17 protein-coding genes are annotated in these 21,174 nt (G+C 67.4%); 6 read left to right on the top strand and 11 right to left on the bottom strand.

Going from position 1 to position 21,174, the window contains the following annotated elements; genetic code table 11:
• Positions 1 to 307: 307 nt before the first annotated feature.
• Entirely contained in the window at positions 308 to 2,578 is a 2,271-nt protein-coding gene (locus tag HOO61_RS10675; RefSeq protein ID WP_172258653.1) for a hypothetical protein, read from the top strand.
• A gap of 452 nt (positions 2,579 to 3,030) precedes the next feature.
• Here the strand turns inward: HOO61_RS10675 and HOO61_RS10670 are convergent, their stop codons facing one another.
• Positions 3,031 to 4,230, bottom strand: coding sequence for a polysaccharide biosynthesis protein (locus HOO61_RS10670; protein ID WP_172258652.1), 1,200 nt, complete (start codon positions 4,228 to 4,230; stop codon positions 3,031 to 3,033).
• Positions 4,227 to 4,625, bottom strand: coding sequence for a hypothetical protein (locus tag HOO61_RS10665; protein WP_172258651.1), 399 nt, complete (start codon positions 4,623 to 4,625; stop codon positions 4,227 to 4,229). Before HOO61_RS10665 ends, HOO61_RS10670 begins: the two co-directional genes overlap by 4 nt.
• 700 nt (positions 4,626 to 5,325) lie before the next feature.
• Here HOO61_RS10665 and HOO61_RS10660 point away from each other — a divergent pair.
• The 4 genes from HOO61_RS10660 (at position 5,326) to HOO61_RS10645 (ending at position 11,274) form a co-directional block, all read left to right on the top strand.
• The gene (locus HOO61_RS10660) at positions 5,326 to 6,261 is read left to right on the top strand and encodes a nuclease-related domain-containing protein (RefSeq protein WP_172258650.1); all 936 of its coding nucleotides are present in this window, start codon (positions 5,326 to 5,328) and stop codon (positions 6,259 to 6,261) included.
• Entirely contained in the window at positions 6,254 to 7,378 is a 1,125-nt protein-coding gene (locus tag HOO61_RS10655; protein WP_172258649.1) for an MBL fold metallo-hydrolase, read from the top strand. Before HOO61_RS10660 ends, HOO61_RS10655 begins: the two co-directional genes overlap by 8 nt.
• Before the next feature lie 1,080 nt (positions 7,379 to 8,458).
• Positions 8,459 to 10,024, top strand: a complete 1,566-nt coding sequence (locus HOO61_RS10650) for an AAA family ATPase (protein ID WP_172258648.1) — start codon at positions 8,459 to 8,461, stop codon at positions 10,022 to 10,024.
• 122 nt (positions 10,025 to 10,146) lie between these two features.
• Positions 10,147 to 11,274, top strand: coding sequence for a hypothetical protein (locus HOO61_RS10645; RefSeq protein WP_172258647.1), 1,128 nt, complete (start codon positions 10,147 to 10,149; stop codon positions 11,272 to 11,274).
• An 82-nt stretch (positions 11,275 to 11,356) separates the two neighbouring features.
• On the opposite strand, the gene HOO61_RS10640 is transcribed toward HOO61_RS10645, so the two are convergent.
• From HOO61_RS10640 to paaK, 6 genes are all read right to left on the bottom strand, one after another.
• Positions 11,357 to 12,580, bottom strand: a complete 1,224-nt coding sequence (locus tag HOO61_RS10640; RefSeq protein WP_172258646.1) for an HNH endonuclease signature motif containing protein — start codon at positions 12,578 to 12,580, stop codon at positions 11,357 to 11,359.
• A 414-nt stretch (positions 12,581 to 12,994) separates the two neighbouring features.
• Positions 12,995 to 13,327, bottom strand: a complete 333-nt coding sequence (locus HOO61_RS10635) for a hypothetical protein (RefSeq protein ID WP_253942246.1) — start codon at positions 13,325 to 13,327, stop codon at positions 12,995 to 12,997.
• A gap of 137 nt (positions 13,328 to 13,464) precedes the next feature.
• A complete protein-coding gene (locus tag HOO61_RS24090; protein WP_301539035.1) occupies positions 13,465 to 13,866 on the bottom strand; it encodes an isoprenylcysteine carboxylmethyltransferase family protein in 402 nt (133 codons plus the stop codon).
• A 56-nt stretch (positions 13,867 to 13,922) separates the two neighbouring features.
• Complete coding sequence (locus HOO61_RS10625) at positions 13,923 to 14,393, bottom strand: DUF5709 domain-containing protein (RefSeq protein ID WP_172258645.1); 471 nt, start codon at positions 14,391 to 14,393, stop codon at positions 13,923 to 13,925.
• Positions 14,394 to 14,444: 51 nt separating this feature from the next.
• A complete protein-coding gene (locus tag HOO61_RS10620) occupies positions 14,445 to 16,559 on the bottom strand; it encodes a DEAD/DEAH box helicase (RefSeq protein WP_172258644.1) in 2,115 nt (704 codons plus the stop codon).
• A 198-nt stretch (positions 16,560 to 16,757) separates the two neighbouring features.
• The gene (gene paaK / locus HOO61_RS10615; protein ID WP_367650119.1) at positions 16,758 to 18,065 is read right to left on the bottom strand and encodes a phenylacetate--CoA ligase PaaK; all 1,308 of its coding nucleotides are present in this window, start codon (positions 18,063 to 18,065) and stop codon (positions 16,758 to 16,760) included.
• Between the two features lie 47 nt (positions 18,066 to 18,112).
• On the opposite strand from paaK, the gene HOO61_RS10610 reads away from it, so the two are divergent.
• Entirely contained in the window at positions 18,113 to 18,709 is a 597-nt protein-coding gene (locus tag HOO61_RS10610; RefSeq protein ID WP_172258642.1) for a TetR/AcrR family transcriptional regulator, read from the top strand.
• Positions 18,710 to 18,726: 17 nt separating this feature from the next.
• On the opposite strand, the gene HOO61_RS10605 is transcribed toward HOO61_RS10610, so the two are convergent.
• The 3 genes from HOO61_RS10605 to paaE all read right to left on the bottom strand — a co-directional run bounded on the left by HOO61_RS10605 (position 18,727) and on the right by paaE (position 21,174).
• Positions 18,727 to 19,617, bottom strand: coding sequence for a hypothetical protein (locus HOO61_RS10605; protein ID WP_172258641.1), 891 nt, complete (start codon positions 19,615 to 19,617; stop codon positions 18,727 to 18,729).
• Positions 19,618 to 19,730: 113 nt separating this feature from the next.
• The gene (gene paaI / locus HOO61_RS10600) at positions 19,731 to 20,126 is read right to left on the bottom strand and encodes a hydroxyphenylacetyl-CoA thioesterase PaaI (protein ID WP_172258640.1); all 396 of its coding nucleotides are present in this window, start codon (positions 20,124 to 20,126) and stop codon (positions 19,731 to 19,733) included.
• Entirely contained in the window at positions 20,119 to 21,174 is a 1,056-nt protein-coding gene (gene paaE / locus HOO61_RS10595; RefSeq protein WP_172258639.1) for a 1,2-phenylacetyl-CoA epoxidase subunit PaaE, read from the bottom strand. Before paaE ends, paaI begins: the two co-directional genes overlap by 8 nt.

The raw sequence follows: 21,174 nt of genomic DNA, 5'->3' as shown, positions 1-21,174 counted from the left end.
GCTGGCAGCGCCGTCGGTGGCGGCGCGCCATGTGGAAACGCCACGCGGCCACAGGAATGTCGTGAGCCAACACACGAACCTACGTCGTCGTTTCGCTAGGGCACCCGCCGTGCGCGACGTCGAGCTCTTCCCGAGCGGCTCGCGAGGGTCTGGAGCGCGCTCAGCCGGCGGTGATGTCCATCGACGCCCCCAGAGGTGGGTGTAGCCCCTGAATGCGGTACATCTGTGCGTTGTACGCCGCTCTCGTCAACGGTCCAACTTTGCTGGGTCCCTCGGTGGTGAATTGGGAGATTTCGGGGGCCTTTCGATGGTCAACTCCAAGCGTCTTGGTACACCTCTGCTTGTGCTCGCCGCCGGTGTATTCGTGCTCGCTTTCCCGGCTCCGCCAGCGGTCGCTGCCTCGGACTCTCCTGTATGCCCGGTTGCTGAGGACCTGACGGATGCGCATCACCCGCAGAAAGCACTCGCCCTTATCGCGGCCGCGCGAGACGACGCGGCCTTGCCAGCGATCTGTGGACCCGAAGAGTCCGCCGCTGCCGAAAAGGTAGCGGAGGCAGCCACTCTCGTGCCAGCCGCAACGAAGGCGGAGACGGACGCCAAAGATCTGGACGGCGCCGACGAGGCGGCGCTCGTCGAGGGGTGGCGTGCGGCGCTCACAGCCGCGAACGCAGTGCTGGCGATCGATGCTGACAACGTTGAGGCCCAAGGCATCCGTGACCGTGCCGACACGCATATCCCGAAGGCGGCCGAGCAAGCAGTTGACAGCAACGCGTTTACACGGGTCGACGCTGACGAGTCGGAATGGAAGAAGTTCAAGAAGTCAGTCGTCGACCCCCTATCGACCTTGCTGCTCGCAGGACTCGCCGTCGTCCTTGGCATCGCCGTCGCTGCTCGCCTACTACTGCTTCTCTGGTCGGGGACGTGGCCCCGCTTCACACTGAAGGCGCTCACGATGTTGTCGGTAGCGGGTGCGGTCACCGCAATAGTTGCTTTGGCGTCACCATGGTGGTTGGACTCCGCCAAGCCGTGGCTGGTGGGTTGGACGATTGCGATCTACGCCGCGAGCGCTGTCTCGTGGGCGATCGTGCTGGGCAGCCGCATGCGCTTGACGGTCCAAGTACGCGATGCAGCGGGCAAGGAAGATGAAGGCGCGGCAACCCAGCTCATCGCGATGCTGCGCGAACTCGGTGGCGATCCACCGGCGGGACTTGAAGTGCCCCGCGGCACAGATGTGGACGTTCTAAATGGCAAAGCCATCACGGACGTTAAGAACGGCTGGCTCGCCGCCGCACTCACGGCCATGCAGGTGCTCCTGGGGGTTACCCCATGGAGAGTCGTTGTCGACCTACGCCAAAGCGGAGAAGCGCACGCGGTGATGACTCGCAACGGGAGGAACGTCGGTTCCGCAGTCCTTGAGAAGTGCCCGCTCGGTAGCGCGGGACCGTCAGTCGACACCGTCGACATGGCCGCAGCGTTCGTGCTACTTAGATTAAGCGACGGGTACGGATCTGGATTCGACGGTCTTGTGGGCGCCCAGGACTGGCGCAGCGTCGGGTGGCAGTACGCGGCGACAACCGGCGACTTCAAGAAAGACCAAAAAATCGACCTCCTTTCACACGCCATCGACGTGGACCCGGAGAATCTAGCTGCGCAAATCGCGTTCCGCCACGAGCTCGATCGATCAAGCGCCGATGACGCGGTACTAGAGCGGTATGTGGCATGGCTCTACGCCCGGGTCGTCGAGCCGAAGAATGCTGGCACAAAGTGCCGACCCATCCGCGTCCGGCTCCTGCACACGGCTACCGCGGTGACGTTGAACCGCCGGCACCAGCTGGCGGGTGAGCAGAAGGACCAGGCGCGGCGTTGCGGGAAGGAACTAGCCGGTTTGCTGCTCGCTGAGGTGGCCGAACTCTCCGTAGAGGACCCATTCGGTCGGTCACTGCGACCAGTCGCCAAGGTGCTGCACGGCATCGCGTACGGCTACGTCCCGGATGCTGTCGTCACTTCAGCACTCGGGTCGACGACCCTGGACTACGACCTCGCCTGTCTGTACGCCGAACAAGGCGATACGAAGGAAGCAATCAATCGGCTTGCGCCCGTGATGGCGGGTACTGGTGGCCGCGACGAAGTATCCAGCGATCCATTCCTGATCGACCTCGCAAAGAGCACGGAGTTCCTTACCCGCTACCCAGGCACACCGCGTTCGGACATGCTCGATGTCGATCCGTTCAAGCCCCACGCCTACCGTCTGCGCGCGGCGGGACTCACAACGCCGCGAAGCCTCGTGGCTCTCTCGATATCGCAGTTGGCGACAATTGGCGACGTCAGGACCTACGTCCTTGTCAGGAGACTGCGCGGGCTGGCCGAAATCCTGGTACATGCCCCTAGCGGAACCGCCAAGTTGAAGTACGAGGTCATTGAGGTTCTCTATGAGCACGGCATCCGCAGCGGAAGGGACCTTGAACGGCAGGCAGTACACGTCGCCACAATCGCAGCAGCGCTGCGCAAGCGTGCGCTCCTCCTAGACGAAAGCGGTCGACGTCTGATCTTCGATTGGCTCCAAAGCGCAGCAAGGTGATGTCGCAAGTGTCGCCGATGTGTCCGGCATCAACGAGCCTGCGATGAAACGGCTATGCAATCGCGGCGGAAAGATGCGCATGCGCCAGCGCTTGAGCTGCATGTCGCAACTTGGCCTAGTGAGGACTCAGTCCTACGTAAAAAGGTCCAAGATGGGCGATCAGAGCACACAGCGCTGCCCAGTGCACCCGCCGGCAATTTAATCTGCGAGCAGACCGGATGGGTCTGGTCGCACACAGCGACTTCACGTTTGGGGCGATCGTCGTAACCCGGCTGTCGCGTGCCGACTGCCGCGCGCGGTGTCCGCGGACGGCACCTATGTTGCCGCTGCGCGTCGCACCACCACCTCGCGATCTCGGCTCTCCCGGGTCTCACCAGTCGACCTGTAGTCCGCGTCGGAAGCCGACGTGAGGTTGGCAGGGCGGCGATGGCAAGCGCATGTGGCGTCTCTGGCTAAGCCCCGGACACTCCGTGCGAGAGACGACCTGCTGCTAGGTCGGTGAGGTCAGTAGGGTCGAGTGGCGGCACGGTGACGCTCATAATCTTGGGGTGGTCGGTCCTAGTTGCGTGCTCGTCGTCGGCGAGGTGCGTCTCGTGGAGCTTTTCGCCCGGACGGAGACCGGTGAAGACGATGTCGACCCCGGTTGCGCCGGAAAGGGCGATCATTCGCTTGGCGACGTCCAGGATTCTCACCGGCTCCCCCATGTCCAGCACCATGACGGCACCCAAGCCTCCCATCGCTCCCGCCTGCAGGACTAGCTGGCAGACCTCCTGGATGGTCATGAAGTAGCGCGTGACATCGGGGTGGGTGACGGTGATCGGCCCTCCGGCCTTGATCTGGGCGTTGAAGGTGTTCAGCACCGAGCCGCGAGAGCCCAGCACGTTACCGAAGCGGACGCTGACGTAGTGCCTTGATTTGATATGCTCGCCCTGCCACGCCGTCAACTGCTCCGCGATCCGCTTTGTCGTGCCGAGCACGCTGGACGGGTTGGCCGCCTCGTCGGTTGAGATGTTGACGAAGTGCTCCACGCCGTGCCGCGCGCTGAGCCGAAGCAGGTTCAAGGTGCCCAGGATGTTTGTCTTCCAACCCTCGTCGGGGAATCGCTCGAGCATCGGCAGATGCGTGAGCGCTGCCGCGTGGAACACGATCTCGGGCTTGTGCTCGGCGAAAACCCGCGCAAGCGCGGCCTGGTCGCGGATATCCACCAGGACGGTGTCGGGGCTGTCTAGCAGACCGTGGCCGTAGATGGAGAGCTGCACGTCGCGCAGGCCAGACTCGTCGCGGTCAAGCAAGATCAAGCTTCCCGGGCTGGAACGATTAATCTGACGTGCCAGCTCCGCACCGACCGACCCGCCCGCTCCGGTGACGAGGACACGCTTGCCGGTCAGATAGCCGGCGATGTCATTGCTGCCGGTAGACACCTGACGCCCCAGGGCGTCGGCCATCTCGACCAGGCGGGCGTCTTCCATCGTCCAAGCGCCGCTTGGGACTCTCTGGCCGCCGATGTGGGTGTTTCTGGCCTCGGAACTGCCCACCGTCGGAGCCGCCGCCCCTTCGCGCGTTGCACGCTCCTCGCGCGCAGCGACCGTAAGAAGGACAGCGCCCAATACGCCGAATAGAGCGATTCCAGCAGATATCAGCAACGTGGTCATGCGTCGACCTCATTGACCTTGGTCTTCGCCACGGTAACGCAGAACCCAACTACCACGGCGTAAAGAACGGCGTTGTACGCGGCGAACGCAGTCTGCGTGTGGGCCCTCTGCCCTGGTTGCACTGACCCAACGAAGATCACCAATACCGCACCGGTCGCTACTACCAAAACTGTGTTCCAGATCTTACGTGCCCGCTGACTCTCAAAGTGGTGGGACCGCCGCAGCATGGCGAAGCAGAGGAGCACTGCCGGGACCATGAGAGTGCCCTCGGATACCCACTTCACCACTGCGGCCCACCAACCGTCCCCCTGCATTACCCAAAGGGCGAAGCCACCCAGCGCCAGTGGCAACAAAGCTGCAAAGACCTCCGAGTCCCAGTCGGTCACTTTCGTCACCCTGACCACCTTACGAGTCGACTACTTGTCGTGGCGCGTGGTTCGAAGCCGAGGGAGAAGGGTTCGAGGTGCGCTACTCGGCGGATCCGCGAGCCTGCGTGCCACCCGCTGACACTAGTACGGTTTTCCACCAGTCTCGCCGGACGAAGGGCGTGCTGCCGCCACGAGACCGGCGAACATCGGCTGCGTGCCGGCCCTTCTCGAGATGGACGGTCAGGATATCGAGCGCTTAGCGCGCTGCTCTGTGCCCGCAACCTCCTCATCGGCACGCTTTGCGCGTGAGGAGATAGTCACCGGCCTCGATCAACCGCGCTAGTCGTTCGCAGCAAGGCCCAAGCGGTCAGGTCGAGCTACACCGGCACGCGGCGGAAAGACGTGCCTCCTACGCGCACTGTCTGCGGCATGGCCGGACGGAGCCCGCAGCGTGGCAACCGGTTGGACGGCAACGCGACGGTCCGCTCAATAACGGAGCAGGACCGGCCTACCCACCTGTCGCCGGCAAGGTCGCCACCTAGCGCGCGAGGGCTTATACGACCCCCTCGACGTTCACCAGGTGTAACGTTGGGATCGGAAAGTGACGCTCCATCCGTCGCACGGCAAGCCAACGAAGCAACCGAGCGGTCCGGCGTGAGCGCGACTCGTGCCGACGAAGCCTCGACTCGGGCGGGTGCCCCAGACGCATCCCGGGAGGTTCGAATTCGTGGCTGATCTCGCGGTTGTCGCCTACAAGGGGCCTGGCGAACAAGAAGCGGCCGAAGCGCTGTCTCAGGACCTACCCGACGCCTGGACGCTGATCGCAGGGTGCCAGCTCCCGACCCGCGAACGTGACGACGTCGACCTCCTAATCATTGGCTCGAACCGGATCTTCGTCATCGAGATCAAACACTGGGGACCCGTCGTCGAAATCGCCGGCGATCACTGGCGTGTAAACGGGCAGAGGCGAATCAGCCCTGTGGACCGCAATAGCCAGGTCGCGCGTCGCGTCTCGGCGTTGCTGCGTCGGTCTATAGGTGGATTCAACGCCGCTGCCGACGAAGCGCGGCTGGTGGTCCCCAGGCTGCTGCTGTCGCACCCCGAGGCCTCGTTCACCGTCTCAGGCAGGACAGAAGACAACTCGACTGTGCTGCTCCTCCGAGATGCCGCTACAGCGCTACGGGCAGCGGATGCGGCCACAACCGCTCTCAGCCAGATTCGCGACGAGGTGGCCGGCTTCCTATATCCCGGTAAGCCGCGACCACAGCCGGATCCCGCGCTCGACGACGACGCCGGAGACCAAACCGAGCAGGCCCTGGATGAATCGACCGCCGAGCGCCGCCCTAACGTCGACGACTCCGCCGGAGGAACGCTCGTTGTGTACATCGTCGAGAATTCGGAAGCCGTTGTTCTGGTCGAGGCCAGAGACCCCGACACCGGCGAGGAGCTCATGCTGACGGTCCCACGCGAGTTCGTCCTCGACGAGCTCGAGGTCGGCGCACCGGCATTGCTCGACCTGGGTGCCGGGCTGGATGGGAGCAGAGGCCCGACGCTCACGGTGATGCCCCCGCTGGCAGTGTCCGACGACGAGGTGAACGCCGCATTCGACTGGGCAGACTCGATTCTGGCAACCGTCGACGACAGCGACACCAGCCTTGGATAGCGCATTCTCCGGCCTGACGGCAGGGACAAGGCCAGCCGAAGACGAAGTCCAGGTCGCGGTCCTCGGGAGAGGCGTCGGCGAGTCCATCGTCGTCCACATCGGAGAAGACCGATGGATCGTCGTCGACAGTTTCAATATGCGTGACGGAGACGGGTTGGTGGTCCCAGCAGCTCTGCACTACCTGGATTCGATCGGTGTCGGGATGGATCGAGTCGTCGCCTTGGTCATCTCCCACTTCGACATCGACCATGTCCGGGGAGCATCACGACTCTTCGCCGAAACCGCCCGGGACGCCCGACTCGTCTTGTCCGGAGCTATGGCCGCCCGCGAGTTCCTGGCGCATCTCAGACTGGCCGACCGCCCCGGGAAAGGCGGCGACGCAGGCGTTCGAGAGTTGCGGACCCTCCTCGCTCTGATCGATCCGCCCGGTACCGGTGGACGGGTCCTCGAACGTTGTCGAAGGGACCAGTCGCTACTACGCAATCTGCAGGGGGGATCGCTCACGCCGACCACATACGGCATGGCGCCTTGCGAGGACACGATCACCGAGTTCACCGCTCAGGTAGCTCCCATCCTCGCGGGGAACGCGCCGCAAACCCTCCCGAGACCGCTACTCAACCGAGCTAGCGCCGCCATCCACCTACAAGTTGGCGACCGGGCCATATTGCTGTGCGGGGACTTGGAGCACGATGATCGCATTGGATCACAGGACCGCGGCTGGGGCGGCGCTCTGCTCCCTCTACACGGGAATCCCGCGACCTTCGTCAAGTTGGGCCACCACGGAAGCCAGAACGGCGACCACGAAGACATTTGGAACCGTTTGACCGCGGCCGATTGCGTGGTGGCGGCAGCCCCGTACACGGCGCAAGTCGATTCGCTTCCAACTGAGGCGGATATCGCTCGAATCGTGAGCCGCGGCCACACGCTGTACGTGGCCGGCGCCACGGCTACTCCGACGGAGACAATCGAGAGCGGCACACTAGGCGACCTAAGCCGTGCCGGTGTGAAAGTCAGCAGACGGAAGGAGCGCCCGGGCGCCGTCGTCGGAACCTGCTCCGCCATCGGCGATGACGCGTGGGTCGTGACCGAGTACGGATCGACAACCGCCCACCGCTAGGAGGCGGGATGCCGACCAGTCGTATCGGTCTTGCCCGGGGCATCGCCGCCAGCACGTCGTCAGGTGATTCAACCACCTCGTCTAGTCGCCGGACAGTCCGCCTCCAGCGATGGCCGAGGCCACCGTCGACCTAGTCCGGCGATTGGGGCCGACACCGGGGCAGCGTCACCGCATTCGCCCCGACGGCGTCCCCGAGGTCCGAACCGGCGACGACCTCGCGGCGGGCGGGGTAGGTCCGCCAATGGCCGATTCGCTCGGCTGACCTGTTGGAGCCAGGCCGGCCGCCGTCGCTGACCGAAGCTCGTCGCATATCCCCGCCGGGAGTCCGGGATCATCAACCCATGACAGCACCGGGCGTGGGACAGTGCGGCCGAGTTAACCACGCAGAGCGGTCCGTTCAAACGGCGCTGCTGGTTGAGCAACTTCACTCAGTTGTCGACGACTTGATGCCATGCACGCGGGACGGAAGTTTCCGCTGAACGGCCACCTCGTCGGTTCCATCGGCGAGGCGGGCGCTGAGGCCCTTTTCGACATCACGTTTGTCCCGGCGTCGTCCACCGGACATGACGCGTCGCCGGCGACGGACGAAAGGTCGAGATCAAAGCGACGTACGGTTCGAGCAGCGTTGCCATACGTCAGACGTCGAACCGCGCCACCGCAGCCCTCATTGTGCTGAAGCTCTCGAGGAAGCGTGGCACACAGCATGAGGTGGTCTTCAACGGTCCCCTGGTCGCAGCGCTTCACGCCGCTGGGAAGTTCGGCAGCAATGGGCACGCCCGTATGGGCCTGAGCCGTCTCGAAACATCGACCAGGCTGTTAGGCCCGAGACTCGCGTACCTCGACGCTGACCCTGAAGGGGCGAAGTGAGCGCATAGTCATCGCGTCGCACAGGCACAAGCGGCTGGATGTGGACGTGCCGAAAGGGCTGCAGGCCCGCCGCGGTAGAGCGTTTTGAGGTCGAGGCGACCGAGGTGACGACGCCCTGAGGTGACGTCCTCGAAGCTTGAACGGCTCGCGAGTCTGGCCGCCAACATGTCCTGAAACCGCCTCATCGGGCGACAGGGATGATAGATACAAGAGGTGACCGACCCGGGACCCTTTGTGGATGGCGAACTCTCGAACGAGTTTGCCAGGATGCGCGAGAAGATCCCGGCAGTGGTTGAGCATCGCCAGGCGTTCAGGCTGCTCGGCGCTGAGATTCGCTTCATCCGTAAGTACGCAGATGGCACATGGGTGCTTCTCCTGAACACCGGTGAGGCGCTCGCCGGCAGATTCGGACTCACTCGTGACGTCATGGTCATGTATTCGCCGACGCACGAATTACAACCAGCCATCCTGGGGTCCGCAAAGAAGCGCCGCGACGAGCTGCCCCGAACCTTCTCGTGCGAAGACCACTTCATCCTGGTCGCCAGCAGTGACCCCCATGCCGCGGCGAAGTTGCACGCGTGGGCACAAAGCGAGCCAACGCTAGGCATTCACCTACCCCACCGGAGTACGCCTGACGCCATCGCACGAACTCTTATCGCGGAGATGCAGCGCAAGCTCGCAAGTCGCAACTTGTATGACGAGACACTCCCCGTCACGGGAGCAGACTTCTTCGGTCGGCGCACGGAGTTGACGAACCTGCAGGAAGAATTACGGCAGGGAAAGGTCTGCGGCGTCTTCGGACTTCGTAAAACTGGGAAGACGTCCCTCGTCAAAGAGCTGGGCCAACGCTTCGTAAGCGGTAACGACAAGCGCATTTTTGTCTTGCGCGACCTTGAGAGTTTGCCCCAGCAGAGCGGGCGCCTGAGGGTGGAGCTCGTTCAAGAACTGCGCCAAGGTCTCCTTGAGGGATTCCGTGCAAAGCAGGTTCGGAGGGGAGACCTAAACGACCTTGGCTTAGAAGCCTCGGTGGGCGACCTCAAGCGCGCGCTCGCGATCAGTCTCAATGACTGCCAAAAACGCGGAATCCAAGTCGTTTTAGCGCTGGATGAAATTGAGTCGCTAGTCGGTGATGCAGAGACCCTCCGCCATGACGCCCGACCAGAAGTTCCCGAAGCGCTAGGAGCGCTTCGATCGCTGGTACAAGAACACTCCAACTTCAATGTAGTGATCTCAGGAATCACCAGCGCCATCATTCACCGGGGCCAGTTATTCGGAGTGGAGAATCCGCTGTTCAACTGGGCGCGCTCCTACTATCTCGAGCCGCTCTCTCGAATCGAGGTGGACGGACTTACCACCGACGTAGGTCGCCGTATGGGCGTTCAATGGTCCTCGGACGCACTCGACACCATGTATGAGATCTGTCTTGGGGATGTCTTTTTGCACCGAACCCTAGCTGCCACCGTTGTTGACACTCTCTCGCAGGATACGTTCCCGATGTTGGTCAGCAGCGACAATGTCGAAGCGGTGAAGAAGCGGTGGCGCCGCGGCGTAGCCGAGCGTCTTGCACAAATGTTCGGTTCGTTCGAACGCCACTACCCGACCGAAGCAAGCCTGCTGCGACTTGCGGCAGCAGGTGACGCCAGCCTCGAGAGCTTGGAGGCCGAGTACCCGATCGAGATGGGCCGTTTGATAGATCTCGCTTTGGTTGCAGAGGCGCCTGCTGGGGACCTCAGTTTCGGATCGTTGTGCCAAGTCCTGCACCAGGCGCGAGTGTTGTGAGCCCTTCTGCGAAGGACTGGTACCCAGAGTTGTCGAGCTTCTTCGCTCGAAGTGGTTCATTAGCGTTCACCCACGTAGCAGCAGTTCATCAAACGCGTGACTTTCTAGATGCCCTATGGAGCGTGGATCCGACGGCCGAGACCACTTACTTCGACCTGTCGGATCCCGCCCTGCGCGCCTGGGCGGCAACCGCGAATGCGGCCGAGATCGCGATCGTCAGCCCAGGTGACCCCTCGCACGGCCATCGGTTGATCGAGGACGCACTCTCCGAACTTCGCGAGAGACTGTCCGATGCACGTGGCCGTGGGGCAAGCATCTGGTTCATGTCGGACTATCCGCTATCCCGATTCCCCGTTCTGGCCGCGAGCTCCTTGTTGGCAGATGCCGAGACGGTGCGCTTACGCCTTGTGAGTGACGAGTTCGCGAAGGCATGCGTGCTCCCGCTCGTTGAAGATGAGGCCACGGCAGAGCGCGTGGTCCGGTTCGCTGGTGGTTCGCGCGCGCTTCTAGAGGAATTTGCGGCTGTGGACTCGCTCGCTGGGGGCGCGAACGAAAAGCGTCGGGCTGCCGCGGCTGCAGAGAAAGAAGTTGCTAGCCGGGCATGGGATCAGCTCGGCCCCGACCTCCTCAGTTTGATGGATTCGTGGGTGTTCGAATCCTGCCTAGAACACATCTCGCCAGAAGAGGTCCCGAACGAAGCAATCCTGGCCAGCTTGATCGGTAGTGGGTTAGTTCGTATGGGCGACCGTGATCTTCTCCAAATTCTACCGTTCGAAAATCGTCAGATTTGGATTGACTCGTTGGCTGACGCCGTCGCCCGCTGTACTAAGGCGCCGGACTCCTGGATCCGGGTAGCATCGGAACTGTTCACCCTGGAACGTCAGCTTCGCGGCGCGGTGGCGGTTCGGTTGGAGGAAGAGTTCGGTCCTACCTGGAAGACGGACGGGTTGCACGAGTTTGCCGCTGGATTGGTTGAACTTGCGCGTCGAGACGGGATTGCGTCAGCCGTCGAGGTTGATCGCATACGCAGTCCACTCGATTGGATGCAATTGGCGGACTTGATCACGGTTGCCGAGCGCTTGTGTGCCGTGGCACCTGTACTTGGTCTGCGCGCCGACGAGTGGCAGCGTGTTCGCTCGGAGGTGCTTCATGTGCGTCATCGGATTGCACACATGCGTCTACTCCGCGCCGGTGATCTCGAGGCCGTACGCAGGGTGCACCGGCTGATTGAGCTACGCAGTCGCATGTGACCCATTCTGGGCGAAGTGTCGCTTACGAGCGCCCCCGTCGCGCCCCCACTCGGGCAGCAGAAGAACCCTGCAGCGCATCGGCTTACGTCCGCCTGGCGAAGGTCACCTTGTTGTCCGCGTGGACGGTCATCGCGTAGCGGGAGTCGTGGGCCAGGCGGTGGTGGCGCGGGCACAGGAGCCGGCCGTTGGCCAGGTCAGTGAGGCCGCGGCGCGACCAGGGGTCGTCGTGGTGGGCGTGGCAGCCAGACGCCGACGTCTCACACCCCCGAGCAGTGCAGCCGCCGTCGCGGAGGCCGAGCGCGATGCGCTGAGCCTTGGTGAACAGTCGTGCCGCCCGGCCCAGGTCGAGGGGCTGGGCGCCCGAGCCCAGCACGGCGGGGATGATGCCCGCCTCGCACGCCAGCCGCCGCGCCTGCCCGGCGGACATTCGTGAGCCGTCGTCGAGCATCGCGGTCGCGTGCTCGGCGAGCAGCTGCTCGAGGGTCATGGTCACCACCACGGTGGCGTTGACGCCCGCGGTCTGCGGCGTGGCGTGGGACGGGTAGCGCTCGATGTACTCGATGAGCGCCTCGCCGAGGCGCCGGCGTAGGGGCTTGAGCTCGCCGGACTCGGCCCGCAGCTCGGCCTCGGTGTGCCGCGCGGGGTTCGCGAGGGCCAGCAGGTGGCGCTTGAGCATCGCGCCTACGTGGGACGGCACCGTGAACCGGCCATGGCTCCGGCCGTTGCCGTCGTCGCTCATCACGAGCTCGACGCCCGCGGTCGCGCGGGCCTCCTCCGCCTCCAGCACCGACTGCTCGTGGCACTCCCCCACCTCGGGTGCGACCACGTCCAGGATGCGCTTGCCTATCCGGCGCAGGTCGCGGGCGTCGTGCTTGATCGCGAGCTGCAACAGCGTGGTCTCCGCGAGCTCGCGGGTCTCGCTGTCCACGCGGGCCGGCAGCGCGTCGACCGCCTCCGCGATGATCCGGGCCTGCTCCGCACGCAGCCCACCCGACGTCAGCGCCGTCGCCACCGCCGGGTGTTGCTCGAGGGCCCGGCCCAGCGCCAGGTCACGCCGCGCCTCACGCTGCGTCGTTCGCGTCTGCATCGCCACCCAGGCCGCCGCGTCGCGCACGCCATGCTGCTCTCCGACGTCGTCGGAGGCGGCCAGCACCCGCGCGGTCAACGCATCCAGCTGCGAGCGGATCTCAGCCAGCGCCACCAGCGCCGTCTGCTTCTCCCCCACCGTCATGAACGTCGGCTCCACCGACGCGGCGGCCTTGAGTGCGGCCTGGACCTCCGCGGCACACCCGATGATGGGATGCACTCAGGCCACCTCCTCGCACGCGCTCACGGACACCCACCCAGTCCCGGGGTGGTGCGGTGAGACGTGCCGGCCCGTTCGCCACGGTCGCCACCTGTGAGCTCGCCTTTCGACGGCATCCCGCCAGCACCAGGACGGGTTCTATGGGTGACTGTCCCGACCCCGGGAACATCGTCGCCTCAGACGAGTCCTTTGCGGGTCGGCGTGCTACACCAATCGTACACCTGTTCGAACCACTCGACAAGAGCGGTGGTGCTAGATCATGGGCTGGGTCGGCAACCTGGGATCGGCCGACAAGCCCGCCGCCTAGCTCCAGGTGATGACGCAGGAAAGCAACCCGCACGGCAACGTGGTGAACGTCGTCGCCCACCGCTGACGCCGCCCAGGTCAGGCCCGGGCGGGCCGGGGGCTGCAGCGTCAGCTGCCGTTGCACGCCTGTCCCGGCGAAGGGACGAACTCCTTGAGCCCGGCCCGCACGAACATCCCGTAGCTCTGGATACCGTGGTAGCGGTCGACGCCACCGGGGCTCTGGTTGCCGCGCACGGCGAGCGCGTCGTCGTCGAAGCCCGGGGGGTTCTGCTCGACGGAGTCGACGGTGTCCAGTCCGGAGAACACGCACTCCGACGCGGCGTTGCCGGGCGCGGGGATGTCCTCCCCGTTGCCGTTGACCTCTCCGGCGCTCGCAGCGCCGGCTGTCGCCAGCACCAGTCCTGCTGCTGCCGTTGCTGACATCGCGATCATGCGCTTCATGGTCGTGCTCCTTCCAGGCCCGACGAGCGCCAGACGCCCGGACGGCACCCTGGCAGGTGCATTCTTCGCTCGTCCCCCGCGACGGAGCCATGCCCGAGCCGGGTCATTTGAGGCGCCGCGCACACCTCACCACCACCTCACAACCAGCGACGCACCCTGCGGACGTAGGCGTCGTACTCCTCACCGAAGCGCTCGCGGAGGAACCGTTCCTCCGGACGGACGGCGCCCCACCACACGAGCCACCACGAGACCGGCAGCGCCACCACCGCCCATAAGCTGGACGCCAGCAGTGCGACCCCGAGGTGCAGCGCGAGCAGGCCGACGTACAACGGGTTGCGCGAGAGCCGGTAGGGCCCCGCCTCGATCAGCGCCATCGTCGCCCCGCCCGGCAGCAGCCCCGTCCGGTGACGCGCGAAGGGCCACAGCGACCACCCGTTCCAGACCAGGAAGAAGGCGACCAGAGCCCACCCGGCGGGGACCCGCCAGCCGCCGAGCGCGACCGGGTCACCCCAGCGGGACGTGGCGAGGAGCCCGACCAGGAGGGGTACGCCGATCGCGACCGGCGGCCAGAGCCGGAACCTGACCGTGTCGCCGCTCAGTAGTCGTCACCCTCCGACGGCTCGGGCTCGCGGGTGATGTGCATGGCCGCCTCCTCGGCGGAGGCGCCGGCACCGTCGATGCCGACGTCGTAGGCGACCTCCTGCTTGTCGACGTCCTCCCCCAGCCCGGAGTCGGGCGCGACCAGGCGGCCGGTGCGCGGGTCGGCCTCGTCAAGGCCGAGCTGCTCGTCGAGGGCGTTCTCGTCCTCGCGGTCGTCGTCGCGGTCGTCCTCGGCGTAGGGGTCGATGTCGGGCTCCTCCTCGGCGAGCTTCTCGTCGAGAGACTCGCCCCGGCGGCGCTCGGCCTCGGTGGGGTAGTCGTCGTAGCCCTTCGGCGCCCGGTCGGGCGGCGAGTAGCCCCGGTCGAGCACGTCCTCGAGGTCACCGTCGTCCAGCGTGTCACCGGGCTGGAGCTGATCCTCGTCATCGACCGACATGTCGAGGTAGGTCTCGCGTTCCTCACTCATGAGTACAGGCCTACCGGAGGAGACGGGCCCGGACAAGGGCCGAGCGGCCCGTCAGCCGAGCTCGCGCTCCAGGGCGTCGGTGAGCAGCGCGACCAGGGCCTCGGTCTGGATGTTGGCCGAGGACCCGACCTCCTCGTCCGAGCCGTCGAGCGCCCGGGCGGCGAGTCCGGCCTTGGAGTCGATCAGCTCCGCGATCCGGGTGTCGATGGTCTGCGCGGCGATGATGCGCCACGCGGTGACGGGGTCGCTCTGGCCGATGCGGTGCACGCGGTCGATCGCCTGGGTCTGCTCGGCGTCGGTCCACGACAGCTCGGACAGCACGACGTTGGAGGCCACCTGCAGGTTGACGCCGACGCCGGCCGCGGCCAGCGAGCAGACGATGACCTGCACGTCGGGGTCGTTGACGAACGCCTCGATGGCCCGCTCGCGCGCGCGGGGGGTCTGGTCGCCGCGGATCGAGGTGTGCTTGAGGCCGCGGCGGGTGAAGGTCTCCTCCGCGATGTCCATGACGTCGACGTGGCGGGCGAAGAAGACCACCTTGCCGACGTTGCGCGCGAGCTGCGCGGCGTAGTCGGCGGCGAGGCCGGCCTTGGCGCGGCCGATGCGCCGGAACATCGAGAAGACGTTCTCCCCGCCGGTGCCCTGGTCCATCTCCTCGCGCTCCCACGTCGCGACGCGGCGGACGAGCTCGTGGTCGATGCCGTCGACGACGGAGCCCGTACGTCGGGTCTCGAGCGCCGCCTTGTAGCGCTGGACCAGCCGCCGGGCGAGGTCCTCCTCGGCCGCCCGGATCGAGCGGGTGTCCTCGTCGTCGAGCTCGACCGGGATGTCGGCGATGCGGCGGGCCGGGATGTCCTCGGCGACGTCGACCTTGCGACGCCGCACGATGCCCATGTCGATGACCGCCTTGCGGGCCGCGGGGTAGAACGCGTGGTCCGCGGGGGTCAGGTCGGTCTCCTCGAGCGACTCCATCAGCCGGGCCAGCGGCTTGGTGTCGTCGACCCAGCCGAGGAACTGCCAGATCGCGCGGAAGTCCTCGATGTCGTTGATCAGCGGCGTGCCGGTCAGCGCCATCAGCAGGGGGCGGGCGGTGCGCGACCGGAGCTGCTCGGAGAGCTCGAGCACGTGGCGCGAGCGCTGCGAGGTCTTGTTCTTGATGAAGTGGGCCTCGTCGACGACCATGCCGCGGAAGCCGAACGAGCCGAGCCAGCCGACGTGGCGGTCGAGGATCTCGTAGTTGACGATGATGACGTCGGCGAAGGCGTCGACCTGGCCGCCGTCACCGTGGATCACGGTGGCGCGGCGACGCGGCGTCCAGCGCTCGGTCTCGCGGGCCCAGTTGGTCTTGACGACGTTGGGGCACACCACGAGGAGGGGGTAGGCGTCCGCGGCCTGCGCGGCGAGGAGCGCCTGCGCGGTCTTGCCGAGGCCGGGCTCGTCGGCCAGCAGGAACGTGCGGTGGCCGTCCGCGGCCGCGGCGATCATGCGCGCCTGGTGCGGCATCAGCTCGAGCTTGCCGGGAGCGCTCAGCGAGGTGGCCTCGGGGAGGTCCATGCACGAGGACGAGCCGCCGAGCTCGAAGGAGCGGAACAGCGGGCCGAGCAGCTCCCAGGAGGACAGCCGTCCGTGGACCGAGCGACGCTCGCGGCCGATGCCGAAGTCGGGCTTGAGGAACGGGTTGGCCAGCTGGTGCTGGAGGACCGACTGCGGCACGACACGGCGCTCGCCGAGCCCGGGGCCGGCCTCGTCGTCGGGCTTCGGCTCCTCCGGCGCCACCTCGACGCCGGCCTTGCGCAGCATCTCCAGGCGCAGGTCCCGGGCGCTGTCGGTGACGACGGCCTCCTCCGAGAGCAGCCCGAAGAGGGAGGGGTCGCGGGTCGCGGTCTTGGCAAGGATCGTCGCGATCCCGTCGAGGCGCTTGAGCTCGTCGGCCTTCTGGGCGTCGGTGAGCTCGGCCGAGGCGCGTACGTCGCTGCGGTGCTCGCGCACGAGGAGCGCGACGACCTGGAAGCGCACCCGCTGGCCGGGCGCGAGCGGGCCGCGCTGCACGGCCGACTCGAGCTCGCGCACGGCACGCGCCAGGACGGGGACGATGCCCTCGTTGTCCTTGTGGCGGGCGTGCGCAGGGGTGCGGCGGTTGCCGCGTTGACGCTGGCGCTGGGCCAAGGTGTCCTCCCGGACTCGGGTACGCGTCGTAGGACAGGCGAGCCCGTGCGGCTCTGCCTGCACGCCACGGCGTGGAGGTGTGGAGCGGGCGTCAGGTGCGCGGTGTCCGGCGGATCGGGGGTGATCACAGCGGCACGGCGTCTGGAACGCTGTCCCCCACTGTAGCCCCCGGGGGCCCGTTGCCGGTAACTATCCCGCTCAGCGCGCCGCGCGGTGGTCGACGATCCGGCGCATCTTGCCGACCGAGCGCTCGATGGAGGCGACGTCGACGACGTCGACCCCGACGCTGACGCCGATGGACGCCTTGATCCGGTGCGCCAGCTCGGCCTGAGCAGCGGTGGCCTCGGCGTCGGTGGTGGCGTCGCGTCGCTCGACGCGGACGGTGAGCGTGTCGAGGTTGCCGGTGCGGTCGAGGTGGCACTGGAAGTGCGGCGAGAGGGTCGGGATGCCGAGCACGATCTCCTCGATCTGCGTGGGGAACAGGTTGACCCCGCGCAGGATGATCATGTCGTCGGTGCGGCCGGTGATCTTCTCCATCCGCCGCATGCTCCGCGCAGTCCCCGGCAGCAGCCGGGTCAGGTCACGGGTGCGGTAGCGGATCACGGGCATCGCCTGCTTCGTGAGGGTCGTGAAGACCAGCTCCCCCTCCTCCCCGTCGGGCAGCACCTCCCCGGTCACGGGGTCGATGACCTCGGGGTAGAAGTGGTCCTCCCACACGTGCAGGCCGTCCTTGGTCTCGACGCACTCGCTCGCCACGCCGGGGCCGATCACCTCGGACAGGCCGTAGATGTCGACGGCGTGCATGTCGGTGCGCTCCTCCATCTCGCGGCGCATGTCGTTGGTCCACGGCTCCGCGCCGAAGATGCCGACCTTGAGCGACGTCGAGCGCGGGTCGACGCCCTGCGCCTCGAGCTCGTCGAGGATCGAGAGCATGTAGGACGGCGTCACCATGATGATGTCGGGCTCGAAGTCGCGGATGAGCTGCACCTGGCGCTGGGTCATCCCACCGGAGACGGGCACGACGGTGCACCCGAGGCGCTCGGCCCCGGCGTGCGCGCCCAGCCCGCCGGTGAAGAGCCCGTAGCCGTACGCGTTGTGCAGGATCATCCCCCGCCGACCGCCCGCGGCCCGGATCGACCGTGCCACGACGTCGGCCCACATGTCCAGGTCGTCGCGCGTGTAGCCCACCACGGTCGGCTTGCCGGTCGTCCCGCTCGAGGCGTGGAGGCGTACGACGTCCTCGCGGGGCACCGCGAACATCCCGAACGGGTAGTTGTCGCGCAGCGTCGCCTTGGTGGTGAACGGCAGCCGGGCCAGGTCCGCCAGCGACCGTACGTCGTCCGGGCCGACGCCGGCCTCGTCGAAGGCCCGGCGGTAGTGCGCGACGTGGTCGTAGGCGTGCCGCACCGACCACTGGAGCCGCTCGAGCTGCAGGGCGCGCAGCTCCTCGACGGGTGCCGTCTCGATCGGTTCGAGGTCGCCGGGCTGGGGAGAGAGGTCGAGCACGGTGTGGTCCTCCGGTCGCGCGCAGGGGGTCGTGAGAACGTTCATCCATGTCAGAGCCCGTACGACGGGGCCGGCCCGGCCACGACCAGCAGACGGTGCTGCGCGTCGCGATCGAGCTCTTCAACCGGCAAGGCTACGACGCGACCAGCATGGGCGACCTCGCTCGCGAGCTCGGCCTGACCAAGTCCGCGATCTACCACCACGTCCCGAGCAAGGAGCACCTGCTGGAGCGCGCCCTCGACGAGGCGCTCGACGAGCTCGCTGCCGCGCTCGACACCGTCCACGCCGACCGGTCCCACACCCCCGAGGAGCGCCTCCGGGCCGCCGTGCGCAGCAGCGTCGTCGTGCTCACCGAGCACCTGCCCGCCGTCACGCTCCTGCTGCGGGTGCGGGGCAACACGCCGGCCGAGCAGCACGCACTCGCACGCCGACGCGAGATCGACCACCGCCTGGCGGAGATGGTGCGCGAGGCCGCGGACACCGGGGCCATCCGCGCCGACATCGACCCGCTCCTGGCCAGCCGCCTCGTCTTCGGGATGGTCAACTCGATGACCGAGTGGCTCCGTGACGGCCGCGACGGCCACGCCCTCGCCGACACGGTCACCTCGCTCGCCTTCGACGGCCTGGTGCGGCACCGCGCCTGAGCGGGTTCGGGACGGGCTCAGGGCTCGAGGCACGCCGGGGTGGAGTCGCCGGGCCCGTCGGGGTCGAGCGTGCTGCCGCTCCTGTCCCGCAGGACCACGCGGTCCACGGTCGGCAGCTGCTTGAGGGTCGGCAGGATCTCACCGGCGATGCTCACCGTGGAGCCGCCGCTGCTGCACCGGCCGGTGAGGCGCAGGTCGGCCACGCCGCCGGAGACCGTCAGGTCGTCGTACCCCGTCGTGCCGGAGCGCAGCACCCGCAGGCCGTTCGCTCGCTCACGCGGCAGCGGACCGGCGTAGAGCCGGTCCATGGGGCCGGTGGCGGGCGTGCCGGGCCGGACCGGTCGCGTCCGGGCCACGAAGAACGGCTCCCGGTTGTCGACGAACCGGTCGCGGTGGAAGAACCACACCTTGCGCTGGACGGTGGCGAAGCCGGCGCCGACCTCGACGACCACGCGGGGTGGCGCCTGCAGCGTCGTGACCCGGACGGGCGTCCGCTTCGCCAGCCCGATGCCGTACGTCGTCACCGCCTCGAAGTCACCCGCTCGGACGGCGGTCATCACGTTGGGCAGGGCGTACGCCACCCGGCGCGGGGCCGCGGTCGGCGACCCGTCGTCGGCGTGGGCCTGGGCCGGCTCGAACCGCACCCGGAGCAGCGCCTGCCCGGCAACGCGGACGCGTCGACCGGACCCGTCGGCGAACAGCCGGTCGACGTAGCCGACCTGGCGCTTCGCGGGCAGGCCGCCACGGAACTCGAACACGACGCGGTCGACGTCGCCGCGGTGGGCGGCCCGCACGGCGACGAGCACCGGCGTAGGCGGCGGTGTGGTCACCGACGCCGGGGGCGCCGCCCCACCGGACGACGGGGCGACCAGCGCCGGGGCGAGCACCAGCGCCAGCAACGGCGACATCCACGACATCCTCATGACGTGCCTCCAGACGGACCCGCGCACCCGGCGCGTCCTGCTCCGAGGCTAGGGACTCCGTCGCCGCCCGGGTAGGGCCGTCGGACCCACCGTGCGGGTCATCTGAGCGAGCGGCTCCTGCCCCGGAACTCGGCGATCACGGTGTCGCCGGCGCGCACCGTGACGTCGTACAGTCCCGAGCGCCCGCGCAGCGCCACCTCGCGCGCGTGGGCGTCGAGCACCTGGCCCAGGCGCGCCGGCTCGAGGAAGTCGACCTCGAACCCGGCGGCGACGGTGACGGGGCCGCGGGAGTTGCACGCGAGCGCGAACGCCGAGTCGGCGAGGGAGGCGACCAGGCCCCCGTGGCAGAGGTCGTGGCCGTTGACCATGTCGGCGCGCACGGCCATCGTCACGCGCGCCTCGCCCGGGCCGAGCTCGACGAGCCGCATCCCCAGCGCCGCGCTGGCGGCGTCGGCCGCCCACATGTCGCGTGCCGGTTGCAGGGCGTCAGGCATCGAAGTCGACGGTGACGGCGTCGCTGACGGGGTAGGTCTGGCAGGTCAGCACGAACTGCTGCTCGACCTCCTCGGGCTCGAGGGCGTAGTTGCGCACCATCTCGACCTCGCCCTCGACCACCTTGGCCCGGCAGGTGCCGCACACGCCGCCCTTGCAGGCGAACGGCAGGTCGCTGCGCACGGCCTGAGCGGAGTCGAGCACGGTCGCGTTGCGCGGCATCGGCGTGGTCGTCGTACGTCCGTCGAGCACCACGGTCACGTCGCTGGTCACGCCCTCGACCACCCGGTCGGCGTGCCGGAGCTCCGGCGGCGGCTCGTCGACGTAGAAGAGCTCGAAGTGCACCTTCTCCTTCGGCACGCCGAGCTCGGCCAGCACGGTGCGCGCGTCGTCGATGAGGCCGTGCGGGCCGCAGAGCCAGACGTGGTCGACCGAGGCGAGGTGCACCTTCAGCGGCAGCAGGCGGCGGAGCCGGTCGGCGTCGAGGCGCCCGGAGAACAGCTCGACGTCGCGGGGCTCGCGCGAGAGCACGTGGACGAGGTCGAAGCGCGGGCCGTGGAGGTTCTTGAGGTCGCTCAGCTCCTCGGCGAACATCACCGAGGTGGTCTCGCGGTTGCCGTAGAGCAGCGTGACGCTGCTGGCCGGGTTGGCCAGCACCGACGCCGCGATCGAGAGCATCGGCGTGATCCCGGAACCGGCGGCGATGCACAGGTGGCGGCCGGGGCTGGCCGGGTCGGCGCGGAAGCTGCCGGTCGGCGGGGCCACCTCGACAGGCTCCCCCGGGCCGACGTCGTGGATGAGCCAGGAGGAGAACATCCCGCCGGGGATCTCGCGCACGCCGATGCGCGGAGCTGCCCCGGCCGGGGCGCAGATGGAGTAGGAGCGGCGGTGCTCGACGCCGTCGACGACCCGGCGCAGCGTCAGCGACTCCCCCGGCTCGAAGGCGAACAGCTCGCGCAGGTCGTCGGGCACGTCGAAGGTGACCGCGGCCGAGTCGTCGGTCAGCGGCTCGACGTCGCGCACCGTCAGCCGGTGGAAGGTGGTTGCCAC

The sequence above is a fragment of the Nocardioides sp. zg-1230 genome (assembly GCF_013155335.1).
In the GTDB taxonomy this organism is placed as follows: Bacteria; Actinomycetota; Actinomycetes; order Propionibacteriales; family Nocardioidaceae; genus Nocardioides.
The sequence above is the reverse complement of the archived record's forward strand: the minus strand, read 5'-3'. Positions and strand labels throughout refer to the sequence as shown.

What these genes read in the sequence shown, in the direction of transcription:
- HOO61_RS10675 (WP_172258653.1), top strand. Translation starts at nt 308, where the DNA reads ATGGTCAACTCCAAGCGTCTTGGTACACCTCTGCTTGTGCTCGCCGCC.
- HOO61_RS10670 (WP_172258652.1), bottom strand. Translation starts at nt 4,230, where the DNA reads ATGACCACGTTGCTGATATCTGCTGGAATCGCTCTATTCGGCGTATTG.
- HOO61_RS10635 (WP_253942246.1), bottom strand. Translation starts at nt 13,327, where the DNA reads ATGAAGCGCATGATCGCGATGTCAGCAACGGCAGCAGCAGGACTGGTG.
- HOO61_RS10625 (WP_172258645.1), bottom strand. Translation starts at nt 14,393, where the DNA reads ATGAGTGAGGAACGCGAGACCTACCTCGACATGTCGGTCGATGACGAG.
- HOO61_RS10610 (WP_172258642.1), top strand. Translation starts at nt 18,113, where the DNA reads ATGTCAGAGCCCGTACGACGGGGCCGGCCCGGCCACGACCAGCAGACG.
- HOO61_RS10605 (WP_172258641.1), bottom strand. Translation starts at nt 19,617, where the DNA reads ATGTCGCCGTTGCTGGCGCTGGTGCTCGCCCCGGCGCTGGTCGCCCCG.
- paaI (WP_172258640.1), bottom strand. Translation starts at nt 20,126, where the DNA reads ATGCCTGACGCCCTGCAACCGGCACGCGACATGTGGGCGGCCGACGCC.